The organism is Phytohabitans flavus, assembly GCF_011764545.1.
Taxonomy (GTDB): Bacteria; Actinomycetota; Actinomycetes; order Mycobacteriales; family Micromonosporaceae; genus Phytohabitans; species Phytohabitans flavus.
The window spans coordinates 3,028,521-3,041,176 of the sequence record NZ_AP022870.1; the positions used below are offsets into that span (position 1 = coordinate 3,028,521).

General features: G+C 73.0%; 8 protein-coding genes. 4 read left to right on the forward strand and 4 right to left on the reverse strand.

The features are described 5' to 3' along the window. Nucleotides 1–2: 2 nt before the first annotated feature. A complete protein-coding gene (hpnH, locus tag Pflav_RS13210) occupies nucleotides 3–1,004 on the forward strand; it encodes an adenosyl-hopene transferase HpnH (protein ID WP_173036440.1) in 1,002 nt (333 codons plus the stop codon). Here the strand turns inward: hpnH and Pflav_RS13215 are convergent. Together Pflav_RS13215 and Pflav_RS13220 are read right to left on the reverse strand one after the other, a co-directional pair. Continuing rightward, nucleotides 1,001–2,974 (reverse strand): hypothetical protein, encoded by a 1,974-nt coding sequence (locus tag Pflav_RS13215; RefSeq protein ID WP_173036441.1) that lies wholly within the window; start codon nucleotides 2,972–2,974, stop codon nucleotides 1,001–1,003. The genes hpnH and Pflav_RS13215 overlap by 4 nt on opposite strands. After that, the gene (locus Pflav_RS13220) at nucleotides 2,971–3,324 is read right to left on the reverse strand and encodes a PadR family transcriptional regulator (protein WP_173036442.1); all 354 of its coding nucleotides are present in this window, start codon (nucleotides 3,322–3,324) and stop codon (nucleotides 2,971–2,973) included. The genes Pflav_RS13215 and Pflav_RS13220 overlap by 4 nt, the downstream gene beginning before the upstream one ends. Nucleotides 3,325–3,512: 188 nt before the next feature. On the opposite strand from Pflav_RS13220, the gene Pflav_RS13225 reads away from it, so the two are divergent. The 3 genes from Pflav_RS13225 to Pflav_RS13235 all read left to right on the forward strand — a co-directional run bounded on the left by Pflav_RS13225 (nucleotide 3,513) and on the right by Pflav_RS13235 (nucleotide 7,762). Continuing rightward, nucleotides 3,513–4,868, forward strand: coding sequence for an acyltransferase family protein (locus Pflav_RS13225; protein WP_173036443.1), 1,356 nt, complete (start codon nucleotides 3,513–3,515; stop codon nucleotides 4,866–4,868). Nucleotides 4,869–4,961: 93 nt separating this feature from the next. After that, nucleotides 4,962–6,797 carry a DUF2207 family protein gene (locus Pflav_RS13230; protein WP_173036444.1) on the forward strand — a complete coding sequence of 612 codons (1,836 nt, stop codon included), beginning with the start codon at nucleotides 4,962–4,964 and terminating at the stop codon, nucleotides 6,795–6,797. 374 nt (nucleotides 6,798–7,171) lie between these two features. Next, complete coding sequence (locus Pflav_RS13235) at nucleotides 7,172–7,762, forward strand: SPW repeat protein (RefSeq protein ID WP_197938416.1); 591 nt, start codon at nucleotides 7,172–7,174, stop codon at nucleotides 7,760–7,762. Nucleotides 7,763–7,836: 74 nt separating this feature from the next. Here the strand turns inward: Pflav_RS13235 and mhpA are convergent, their stop codons facing one another. Further along, complete coding sequence (gene mhpA, locus Pflav_RS13240) at nucleotides 7,837–9,459, reverse strand: bifunctional 3-(3-hydroxy-phenyl)propionate/3-hydroxycinnamic acid hydroxylase MhpA (protein WP_173036446.1); 1,623 nt, start codon at nucleotides 9,457–9,459, stop codon at nucleotides 7,837–7,839. Nucleotides 9,460–9,494: 35 nt separating this feature from the next. Beyond that, a complete protein-coding gene (locus tag Pflav_RS13245) occupies nucleotides 9,495–12,578 on the reverse strand; it encodes an AfsR/SARP family transcriptional regulator (RefSeq protein ID WP_232071337.1) in 3,084 nt (1,027 codons plus the stop codon). Nucleotides 12,579–12,656: the final 78 nt, after the last annotated feature.

A 12,656-nucleotide genomic window follows, 5' to 3' on the forward strand; every position in this document is an offset into this window, starting at 1 on the left:
CGATGGCGATGCCGCTGCGTCAGACGATCCGGCTCGGTAGCTACCTGCTCAAGCAGAGGCTGCTGCGCAGGGACAAGTTCGCCCTGCTCGTCGAGCTGGAACCGCTGTTCGCCTGCAACCTCAAGTGCGCCGGATGCGGCAAGATCGCTCAGCCCGCGTCACTGCTCAAGCAGCGGATGCCGGTGGAGCAGGCGGTCGCCGCGATCGAGGAGAGCGGCGCGCCGATGGTCTCGATCGCGGGTGGTGAGCCGCTGATGCACCCCCAGATCGACGAGATCACCCGCCAGCTCCTGGACCGCAAGAAGATCGTGTTCCTCTGTACCAACGCGCTGCTGCTGCCCAAGCACATGCAGAGGTTCACGCCGCACCGCGACTTCGCGTGGATGGTGCACATCGACGGGCTGCGCGAGCGGCACGACGCCTCGGTCGCCAAGGAGGGCGGCTTCGACGCCGCGGTCGCGGCGATCCGGCAGGCCAAAGCGGCCGGCTTCCGGGTGATGACCAACACGACGTTCTTCAGCACCGACACCCCGCAGGACGTGGTGGGCGTGCTGGACTACCTCAACGACGAGCTCGGCGTCGACAACATGCAGATCTCGCCGGCGTACGCGTACGAGAAGGCACCCGACCAGGAGCACTGGCTCGGCGTGGACGAGACCCGGGCGCTGTTCCGGAAGGCGTTCGGCGACGGGCGGCGCAAGCGGTGGCGGCTCAACCACTCCCCCGTGTTCCTCGACTTCCTGGAGGGCAAGCGGGAGCTGGACTGCACGGCGTGGGGCATCCCGTCGTACTCGCTGCTCGGCTGGCAGCGGCCGTGCTACCTGCTCGACGACGGGTACGCCAAGACGTACCGGGAGCTGGTCGAGGAGACCGACTGGTCCGCGTTCGGCCGGGGTAAGGACCCGCGGTGCGCCAACTGCATGGCGCACTGCGGGTACGAGCCGACCGCCGTGATCGCGACGATGGGCTCGCTGAAGGAGTCGCTGCGCGCCGCCGCGGGCTAGGCTGGCGCCGCGTCCGGACGCTCACTGTCGGGTTGGAGGGCGTACGGCACCGGGGCGCCGGGGATCAGCCACCGGGCGAGCACCGCGGCGGCGGGCAGGACCGCGAGCAGGACGCCGGGCTGGAACGACGCCGCCGTGCTGTACGGGTCCGCGCCGACGAGCGCGCGCAGCAGCATGCCGGGCACGATCCCCGCGTAGAGCGCGACCGGGGCGAGGACGAACGGCGCCAGCACCGCGGCGACGGCCCAGCCGCCCCGGTGTGCCGCGCGGCCCGGCTCGGCCAGGGCGAGCGCCCCGGCGCCGACCGCGAAGAGTCCGGCGCCGGCCGCCCCGGCCAGGAGCATGACGCCCTGGCCGACCCCTGTGGCGGACGTGGCGAAGCCGGCGGCGGCGGTCGCGGCGGCGGGCACGACCGCGAGCCTGGCGGCGAGCGCGGGGCGGACGGGTCGACGGCGGGCCGCTGCCGCCGCGAACGCGGCCAGCACGACGAACATCGCGGGCACGACGCCGAGGACGACCGTGAGCCCCGCCGGGACCGCGATGTCCGGCCGGAGGTCGGCCTGGGCGACGAGGAGTGGTCCGCACGCGGCGGCCACCACCGCGGCCACGGCGAGTGACCGCCGTACGGCCGTCGCTTCCGTTGCGCCGAGGTGGGCGTGTGGACCGGGGACCCACCACGCGAGCCCGGCGGCGATCACCGCGGCGGCGGCACCCGGGCCGATCGACAGCAGCACATCGTCCACGACGGCCTGGCGGGCGAGCACGAGCTGGGCGGCGAGCAGCCAACCGCCGACGAGGAACGCGGCGAGCGTGGCACCCCGGCGGCGGGCGGCGGCGACCCGTACGCCCAGGACCGCGAGGATCACCGCGGCCCAGCGCAGCTCGTCGCCGGTCTCGGGGGTCACCACCGACAGCGACCGCAGCAGCGAGGACGCGTACACCCAAGCGGCGAGCCCGACCACGACGGCGACGCACCCGACGGCGGCCGTGGTGCGGGCCGGCGCCCAGCCGGGCGAGTCCGCCGTTGGGATCCCGGCGGATACGCGCGAGCGAGCGGCGAGGCCGAAACCGTATGCGGTCACCATGGCGCCCAGGAGGAGCAGGGCGCCCACGAGGCTCTCCTCGGCGTTGATCTCGCCGATGCCGAACGGTCCGCGGTCGAAGCGGGTATCCATGACGGTGGTGAGCGGGTCGAAGAACATGCCGTCGTAGTCCCGCCCCGGGGAGACCGCGCGACCCACGGTCCACGAGAGGACGGCCATCAGCGGCAGGCCGAACGCCACGAGCGGGATCGCCGCGACCCAGCCCCGCCGGGCCGTAACCAGCAGGACGCCGGCGAGCAGCGGGGTCGTCAGCGCGACGAACACCAGCGAGGCGCCGACATAACCCTGCGGCAGGGTCGGCCCCGAGAACGCGAGCAGCGGCACGGTCCGGTAGGCGAGGTAGCCCAGCGCGGCACCGGTCGTGACGACGCCGGCGACGGCTACAGGGTTTGCCGTGGGCACCGTCGACCGCCGGCCGATCAGGTAGCACAGCGGCACGAACGCCCAGGCGAGCAGCATGCCCAGGGGCAGGTTCGGCGACGCGGAGAAGTCGGAGACCTGGTTGGACAGCGAGCGGCCGCTCTCGCTCACGTACCCGAAAAGGTTGAACCGCACCGGCCACAGGTGCATGACGAGCAGGCTCAGCACCGCGAACACGGCGGCCGGGCGCAGCCGCGCACCGAACCCCGGCAGCAGCTCCCGCCAGCCGCGCAGCCCGCTGCCGTCGTCCGGCGCCGGGCTCAGCGCGAGGCTCAGCGCGAACGTGAACCGCCGCAGGCCGGATCCCGGCTCGTCGCGCAGCACCGCCAGCTCGGCCGTCCACTCACGACACTGCTCCTCCCGCAGTGCCGGCGGCCAGCGCCGCGCCGCGCTGTGCACCAGCGCTCCGACGAGGCCGTCGAGGGCGTGGCGCTCCCCCGCGCTCATGCCGGACCCGGATTCACACTCGGCCGCGGGGCCACGCGCCGCCCGCGGCCGCCGGTCGCGATGCCGAGCTTCTGGTACAGCTCGGCGACGCCCTCGCGGGCCACGACGACGCCCTCCGGGGTGAGCCGGTAGTAGCGGCGGGCCGGCCGCGACGCGTCGGGGTCGGGCTGCTCCCACTCCGCCCGCACCCAGCCGGCGTCGCGCAGCCGGGCGAGGATCGGGTAGAGGGTGCCGCTGGGCATGTCGGTGGCCTTCATCAGGTCCAGGCCATACCGGTCGGCCGCCGGATCCTCCAGGAACGCGGCGAGCACCTTGGCCACGCCGGCGGTCACCCGCACCTCACCGGCCATGGACGTCACCCCGTCGAGGGCCGCTCCGTATCCGAGACATGTCGGTATTCTACATAGCCCCTTGACGTTCGCCAGCCCCCTCTTCCCGGTGACGCCTCGGCCCGCCGGGCCGGCTCCGGCGCGTCGTGGAAGCGCGCCGGGTGCGCAATTCGCCCCGGCCTGCCGGTCGCGGAAAATAGCCTGGGCGGATGGGCCGGGTAGGGATGCTGGCCAGGCAGACCCCGGCCGGGCGGGAGCGGTACGTCGACTTCCTGCGCGCGCTGGCCATCTGCCTCGTGGTGCTGGGCCACTGGCTGGTCACCGTCATCGCGTACGGCGCCTCCGGGAAGGTCACCGGCTTCAACGCGCTGGTCGACCTCGTCTGGGCCCGGCCGCTGACCTGGCTGTTCCAGGTGATCCCGGTGTTCTTCCTGGTCGGCGGCTTCGCCAACGCCGCCTCGCTGACCAGCGGCCGGGCCCGCGGGACTACCGCCACGCAGTGGCTGCTGGACCGCAGCGGCCGACTGGTCCGCCCCACCACAGTGCTGGTGGTCATCCTCGCGGTGGGCGCCGCGGTGGGGTCGCTGGCCGGCGCGGACCGGGTCGAGATCCGTACGGTCGTGCAGTTCGCGACGATCCCGCTGTGGTTCCTCATCGCCTATTTCGCGGTGGTGGCGCTCACGCCGGTCATGTACCGGCTGCACCAGCGCTTCGGGTTCGCCGTCGTCGCGGTGCTGGTGGTGCTCGTCGCCCTGGGTGACGTCGCGCGCCTGGTCCACCACGGCGCGCTGGCCGGGGGCGGCTACATCTTCGGGTGGCTCGCCCTCCACCAGGTCGGGTTCGCCTGGTACGACTCCCACGCCGGTGAGACCAGAAAGGTCCGCCGGCTTCCGATGAACCGGACTGCCGCCGTCCTCATTCTCGTCGTCGGCGCCGCCGCAGTATCGCTGCTCACCTTCGCCGGCCCGTACCAGGTCAGCATGATCAACATTCCGGGCGAACACCTGCACAACACGTCGCCGCCCACGCTGGCGCTGCTCGCCCTCGCCGCCGCCCAGCTCGGGCTCATCCTGCTGCTCCGCGAGCCCGCCGAACGGATGGTGCACCGGCCCGGCCCGTGGCGTGCGGTGGTCGCCATGAACGCGGTCGTCCTCACCGTCTTCCTGTGGCACATGAGCGCCGTGGTGCTGCTCGTCGGCGTGTTGAACCTCGCCCACTGGCTGCCCCCGACCTCGGTCGGGACCGGTACGTGGTGGGCGTGGCGGGTGCCCTGGCTGCTCGTGCTGGCCGTGATCCTGGCCGGACTGACCGCGATCTTCGGGCGGGTCGAGGCCCGCGCCACCCATCCGCCCTCGGGGCAACGAGCCGGGTGGCCCGCGCCCACCCTCCGTACCGTCCTGACGGTCGCCGGCTACGCCGGTGTGGTGGCGGGCCTGGCCATCAACAGCGCCGCGTCGAGGTCCACCCCCGAACCGCTCGGCCTACCGCTCGCCGCGCTTGTCGCCTACCTGGCCGGCGCGGCAATCCTGCGCCTGCTGAGATCGGGCAAGCCCCGCCGACCGTAACGGCCTCTTGTTTGGCACTGAACCGGGATGACCACTGGCGACCGGCCAGTGGATCATGGTGCTGAGGTCAGGACGTGTGGCGAAGGGTGAGCGATGACCACGATCGACCTGCTGATCGAAATCGGACTACCGGCCGTCAGCCTCGGGGTCTGGATACTCGCCAACACAGCCGCCCGGATCTACACCCGCCCAGCCGCCGTCGCACCGGCGCCGGCGACGATGGATTTCCCGGGCCCGGAGTCTCCGGCCGTGGTCGGCCTGATCGCGGACGGGTGGCGGATCAGCACCGGCGACGCCGCCGCGGCCACCCTGCTCGACCTGGCCGCACGCGGGTACGTCGAGCTGCGCCAGAACAGCGCCGACGCCCGCCACACCACCGTGCACCTCACTCGCCGTGAGCCCGGCGACCTGAACGAGTACGAGCTACAGGTCTACAACTGGGTCGCGCAGCGGTCGACGAACGGGGTCGTACCGCTGACCGCCCTTGCCTTCACCGACGCCGGCCGTTACGCCACCTGGGCGCGGCGGGTCAACCGGTACGTGGTCGAGGAGGCCCAGCGCCTCGGGCTTTCCCGCCCCCGCTACTCGCGGGCGATGATCGCCGCGCTCGTCGTGCTCGCCGGCCTGGTAGCGGCGGGCATCGCGGTGAGCGCCATGCACGTCGCGGTCCGGCTCGGCGACCCGGCGGAGCGCACCGGGCAGTACCTCTCGGGGCTCGGCGCCTGGGTCATGGCCTTCGCGATCATCAGCGCCGGCGCGCGGAGCAAGGGCGGCCAGCGGGACACCACCGCGGGGCGGGCCGCCGCCGCGCGCTGGCTCGGCGTACGGGAGTGGCTGGCCGGGCACGAGTCGTTCGCCGACCTGCCGCCCTCGGCCGTCGCGGTCTGGCACCGGTACCTCGCGTACGGCGTCGCGCTCGGCAAGAGCCGGGTGGCGTCGGAGGTCATCGACCTCGGGATGTCGGACCACCGGCGGATCTGGTCGTCGTACACCGGCCGGTGGCGGCAGGTCGACGTCAGCTATCCCCGGTACGGGCTGCGGGTCGGGCAGGCGCTGGGCTGGCCGATCGGCCACGTGATCATCACCGCCTGGATCGGCATACCAATGCTCGTGTACGGCCGTGAGGTGTCCGCCGCGTTCCAGCTCTTCGGGCTCGCCCTGCTCACCTACGGTGCGTACCTCGTCGTGCGGGTGACCGTCGCGCTCGCCACACCGGTGTCCGTCACGGGCCAGGTGATCTGGCGCGGGACCTGGAAGACGAAGCAGGTGGGCGGCGGCGACAGCGAGCCCAGCCGGACGGTCCCCGCGAACTACCACCTGGTCATCGACGACGGCCACAGCGACCGGACCCGGGCCTGGATCCTGCCGGCCGAGCTCGCGGACGGGTTCCGCATCGGGGACGTGGTCACCGCGAAAGCGCGGCTCTGGACCCGCCGGGTCGTCAAGGTCACGCAGCTACGCGCGGAGCGGCGCGGCCCGCACGACGACCTGCCGGAGACCGGCGAGGTGGTGGCGCGCGCGACGGTCCGAACCCGCGCCGTTCCCCCGCCGCAACAACTGCTCACCACCGCCGAGGTCGGCCAGGCATTCGGGCAGGCGGTGACCGTGGAGTTCAAGCGTGCGTCGAAGGACAACCCGGTGCGCACGGCCGAGTTCAGGGACGGCAGCGGCCGCAACATCCTCAACGTCGAGGTCTTGGAGGGCGCACCGGGCGACATGACCATCGGCATGAGCCGGATGATGGACAAGCCCCTGCCCGGGATCGCCGACCAGGCCTACGCCGGCACCAACCGCCTCGTCGGCCGCCGCGGCGGCGTCACGGTGATCCTCCGGCTCAAGGGCCACGCCAAAGGCAACGACCCGGCCCGCCTCTCCGGCCTGCTCGTCACCGCCCTCAGCCGCCTACAGACCACCGCTCCGATCACGTAGAGACCTTCGGGAGTCGGGGCCGTCTGGGTCCGTCCACAATGGTGAGTGCCGGCTCACAGCTTGATGAAAGATATGAGCTACCGCGACGCCCGCGGTGGTCCGGACCACAACGGACATCGCGGTAGCTCAAATGTCCATTGTGGAACAGCTCACCGCGAGGCGGCGGGGCCCCACCCCGCAGAGGTAGTACGGATGCCATCCGGACAGGCGGCGGAAGACCGGACGGACACGACGGGGCGGACGCGACGTGACGCGGACGCCCGTATCGCCCGGAAAAATCCGGCTATGAACGGTGTTGTGCGGCCCGTGCTCGGGTAGCTGACACAAGACCGCAGAAAGCTAGCCGCTTACTGGAGGTGAGTGAAATGGCTAGCATGTCGCGCTACGACACGGGCATGCAAGACCACCCGGACGTAGCCGAGATGCGGGACCGATACGAACGCATGACCGACAGCAGTCCGGCGTCGATAGTTGACGGGCTTGTACTGCTTGCGGGTGCGTGGCTGGCGATCTCTCCATGGGTCGTCCACTTCGATACCACCACGCCGGACCTGCGGATCAGTAACCTGATCCTCGGCCTGATCGTGGCGGCCATCGGACTTGGCCTCACCATCGTGCCTCGACGGATATTCCGGCTTAGCTGGGCGGTATTCGTCATCGGCGCGTGGGTTGTCGTATCGCCCTGGGTGATCCAGCAGTCCTCTGTTCCAGTGGGGAACTGGCTCAACAACGTCATCACCGGTGGCGTGACCGCCCTGCTCGGTATCGCCGCGGCCGTCATGATGGCCGCGTCGCGCCTGCAGAGCCGACCGCAGACCAGCGGTCGGCGGTACGAGGGCGCTCCGCGCTCTCAGGCGGGCCCGCGCTACGAGTCTGCCCAGCGCACCTCTGAGGCTGGTCAGCCCACTGCGGCTGGACAGCGCTCCGAGGCTGGTCAGCGAGCAGAGGCCGGCCAGCGGCGTTGACCGGTGGCCGCGGGGAGGCGGTGTACCACAGCCGCCTCCCCGCAAGCCCACCGTCCCGCGACCTGCCCGCTGCCTTACCCCCACAGGGCAGCGAGCAGGTCACGGCGAAGGTGGTCGATGTGACCCGCGGCTCCGGTGCCGTAGACGAACCGGTCCGGGCGCAGGATCACGAGCTGGCTGCGATGGTGGTGCAGCCATTCGGTGACGGCGCCGGTCGCGTCCACCACGTCGATGTGCTCGACCGCATCGCCGAGCCGGCCGAAGGGCAGGCTCTCCGGGTCGGTACCGCTCGGATGCACCGTGACGAACCGGACCGGCAGGCCGCGCCACGGGGCACCGAACGCGCCGGGTGGGCCGAGGACGGCGAACCCGGCGCCCAGCTCCTCGTCGAGCAGGTGCGGGTCGGGACGTTTCGCGCTCGCGACGTACGGCTGGGGAAACATCGTGCCGACCGGGTCGCGCCGGCGCCCGCCCGCCATGAGCCCGCGCTGGTACGCCGGCACCGGCTTGAACTCGAAGTGACGCACGAAGCGCCGTACCCGGGGAATCGCCTGCACCGCGCGCAGCGCGGAGTCCCGCGCCCAGGCGGCGAACCGGTTGCGGGCCAGGAACACCCGTCCGAGCCGGACGCTCGTCTGGGCCATCGCCACGGTGTGCGGGCGGCGTTCGGTCTCGTACGTGTCGAGCAGGCGCGCGTCCGCGCCACCGGAGAGCACCAGCGCCAGCTTCCAGGAGAGGTTGGCGGCGTCGCGCAGGCCACTGCACAGGCCCTGCCCCATGAACGGCGGCATCTGGTGCGCCGCGTCGCCGAGCAGGAAGACCCGCTCGTGCCGCCAGCGCTGGGCGATCAGGTGGTGGAAAACGTAGGTAGCGGCCCGGGTGACGGTGAACCCAGCCGGGTCCACGTAGGGCTCGAGGAGCGGTGTGACCGCCTGCGGCCGCGAGAAGGTCTCCTCGGTCTCGCCAGGGCGGAGCATGAACTCCATGCGGTAGCTGCCGCGCGCCCCCGGCGACACGAAGGCGGGCCGCTGCCAGTCGCAGACGAACGTGGTGTGCGGCACCCGTACCGCATCCGGTACGACGTCGCCGGAGACGGCCAGCCACGGCTCGGCGTAGCTGGCGCCGTCGAGCGGGATGCCGGTCGCCTGGCGGGTGGTGCTGCGGGCGCCGTCGCAGCCGAGGACGTACCGCGCTCGCACCGTCCAGCTCTCTCCCGTGCGCACACCGCGCAGGGTCAGCGTGACCCACTCGTCGTCCTGCCGCAGGCTGACCAGCTCGGTACCCTGGCGGAACTCGACGTGCGCGAACCGGTCCAGGCCCCGGCGCAGGGTCTGCTCCAGCAGCGGCTGGTCGAAGAAGTGCAGTGGGCGGTGCCCGTAGCCGAAGTCGATCTCGGAGAGGGCGACGCTGGCGAAGACGCGCCCTGCCCGGTTGACGTACTCCACAAGGGACGGCGGGTACGTGTCCCGGCTGATCTGCTCCAGCAGCCCCGCCTGCTGGTAGATGCGCAGCGCCTCGTCGTCGCAGGAGAAGGCGCGGGGCTGGCCGTGCGCTGCCTCGCTGCGCTCGACGACAAGCGTGCTGATACCGCGTACGCCGAGCAGGTTGGCGGTCAGCGCGCCGACCGGGCCGCACCCGATCACCGCGACGTCGACCTGCCGGACCGGTTCGCCGGCCGGCGGCGGAGCTGTGGGCATGGTGGTGTCCTCTCGACGTGGGCACCACCACCACATCAGCCGGGCGCGGAAGGTTCGTGGAGATCTCGTGGAGGCCGGTCGGTGAAGCGGGCGCCCACCAGCGCGTTGCCCTGTTCCGCCGCGAGCCGGGCACCGGTCTCGAGCGCCGCCGGATCGCCGGTGGCGAGGCCGCGGATCCGGTACAGCTCGGCGGCCAGGACCCGCTCGCCGACCCGATCGGCGACGGCCAGCGCCTCCTGCGCCACCGCCGCCGCGGCCGCGGTCTGTCCGGCGGACAGGTACGCCTCGGCGGTCGCGCAGAGCGTGATAGTGCGGGTGGCGCGCAGCCCGAGGCGGTAGATGTCGTCGGCCGCGGCGCGCATGGCGGCCAGTCGACTGTGGTCGCCGCTGTGCACGGCGACCCATTCGGCCAGAAACGCGCCGACGGTCACGAAATGCGGCAGCCCGTCCGCCGCACCGATCCGCCGGCACCGCAACGCCGCGGCCTCCACCGCGGGGACGTCGTACTCCTGCATGCCCATCCAGCCCGCGTAGAGCACCGCGTTCGCCCGCCCGTACGGGTCGTCGAGGCGCTCCGCGAGCCGCTCGGCCTCGGCGAGGTCGGCCCGACCACCGGCGGTGTCGCCGCGCAGCGACCGCACGAGCGCCCGGAACTCGTAGGTGGCCAGCACCGGTCGCCGGCCAAGCTGCCGGCCGAGCACGGCGGTGTCGACGGTACGAAGGTGGTCGATCGCGGTGGTGAGGTGCCGCTCCGCCTCGACAAGCCGGCCGGTGAAGTAGCCGACCGAGCCGAGCAGGTACTCCCCCGCCGCGACAAGGCTGGCGTCGTCGGCCGTGTCCACGAGGCGCCGCGCCAGCTCGCTACACGTCGCGTACTCGGCCCGGTTGGCGGCCAGCTCGCCCAGCGCCCACAGCGCCGGCCGCACGTCGGCCTCGGGCCCGACCAGACCCAGCAGCTCGCGGGCCCGGGCGCAGGCTTGATCCATCGCGTCGCTGCCGACCCCGGCGGTCATCTGGAGCAGGGAGGCGCGGTGCAGCTGTACCTCGAGCTCCGTCCGCGCGTCCGAGGGCGCGCGGGTGGCGAGCCGCTCGGCGGCACGGTCCAGGTGGGCGAGGGCATCCTCGTACGCCAGCCGCCGGGTCGCGTCGTCCGCGGCGGTCAGCGTCCAACGTAGACAGTCCTCACCGTGGCCGAGACCCGTCGCGCACCCGTAGTGGTAGGCCAGCTCCGCCGGGGCCGCCCCGCCCAACCGCTCGTACACCGTGGCCAGCCGGGCGTGCAGCGCCGCGCGCCGGGGTGGCGGCAGCTCGGCGTAGGCGACCTCGGCGAAGAGCGGATGGCGGTACCGCACCTCGCCCGGCCCGGCCTCGGCCACAAGCTCGGCGGTGTACGCGGCGGCCAGCGCCTCGGCGACGTCGGGTCCGGCCAGCGCCAGTACCTCGGCCAGCACCTGCGCGGGAAGCTCGTGACCGGCGACGGCGAGCAGGTCGAGGCACTTGCGCGCCGGGCCGGGCAGGGCATCGAAGCGCAGCCGGACGGTGTCCCGGATCGTCGACGGCGGCCGCGTGTCCGCGGGGTCGGTGCCGGCGCGGAGCAGTTCGGTGATGAAGAACGGGTTGCCACCGGTGCGCTCCCGCAGCCGGGTCGCCACCCCGTCGGCCGGTACCGCGCCGGTGCGGTCGCGCACGAGGGTGGCCACGGCGGCGGTGTCCAATCCGGACAGTGCGAGCCGGGTGAAGCCGGGTACGCGGGCCAGTTCGGCGAGCGCTGCTCCCACGGCGGCGTCGTGTGCGTACGGCCGGAGCGTGGCGACGACGAGCGCCCGGGTGCCGGCCATGACCGTGGCGAGGAACCGCAGCAGCAGCAACGAGTCCGGGTCGGCCGCGTGCAGGTCGTCCAGGACGATCAGCAACCCGCGCTGCCCGGCCACCGCCCGTACCAGCGCCGCCACCGCCTCATACGCGCGGTATCGCGCCGCCGGATCGGTCCCGGATCCCTGGCCCGGCTCGATCGCGAAGCTGTCCAGAGGGCTCGCCGAGCCGGCGGCGCCGGCCTGCGGCATGGCACCCAGCTCGCGTACGACCTGGCGCCAGAGCCAGAACGGCGGTGTCCGGCCGGCGTCCGGGCAGCGGCCCCACACCACCGGTACGCCCCGCGCCGCCGCCCGCTCGCCGACGGCTGTGGCGAGGCTCGTCTTGCCGATCCCCGGCTCACCGACGATCGCGGCCACCCGCCCGGTACCGCCCGACGCGGCGTCCAGCTCCCGCGCCAGCAGTGCCAGCTCGCCGTCCCGCCCGACCTGCGCTACTGCTACCGCTGCCGCGGGCCGCGCCGGAGGTTCCGGTGCCGCCTGCGTGAGGATCAGCTGGTGCGCCTCGCGCAGCCGCTCGCCGGGGTCGAGCCCGTACTCGCCGGCGAGGATCCGCCGCCCCTCGTCGTACGCCGCCAGCGCCTCGGTCTGCCGCCCGGACCTGTAGAGCGCCAGCATCAGCTGCGCTCGAGCGCCCTCCCGCAGCGGATGCGCCACGACGAACCGCCGCAGCTCGGCTAGTAGCCCAGCGTCCCGGCCGGCCATCGCGGCCGCGGTGAGCCGCCCCTCCTCCGCGCTGATCCGGGCGTCGGCCAGGCGGCGCGCCTCGGGACGCAGCGCGGCGAGGTCCGCCACCCCGGCCATCGGCTCCCCGCGCCACAGCGCGAGGGCCGCGTCGTACCCGCGCTCAGCCGTCGTCGCCTCCCCGCCGGCCAGGGCGGAGGCCGCCGCGGTGACAAGCCGGTCGAACCGGACCGCGTCGATCTCGTCCGGGGCGACGCTCAGCTCGTACCCCTGGGGATGCCGGCGCAGGACCTGGCCGCCTCCCTCGGAGCGGTCCGGCTCCACAGCGCGGCGCAGGCCAGCGACGTACGTGCGCAGCGTGGTCGGGCCACTCGCCGGCGGGCGGCCGTCCCACAGCGCGTCCACCAGCCAGTCGGTGGAGACGAACTGGTTCGGCCGGAGCAGGAAGAGGGTCAGCAGGGCCCGCTGCTTCGGCCCGCCCAACGGCACCGCGCGCCCGTCCCGGACCACCTCCGGCAGACCCAGCACCCGAAACTGCACGCCACCCACCAACGCCCCGACCAAGATCCGGTCCCTGAGTATGGCACTGTCCGGGATCGGACAGTTGATCTGCCGTACGCGGCCTGGTGTGTAGTTCGTGCA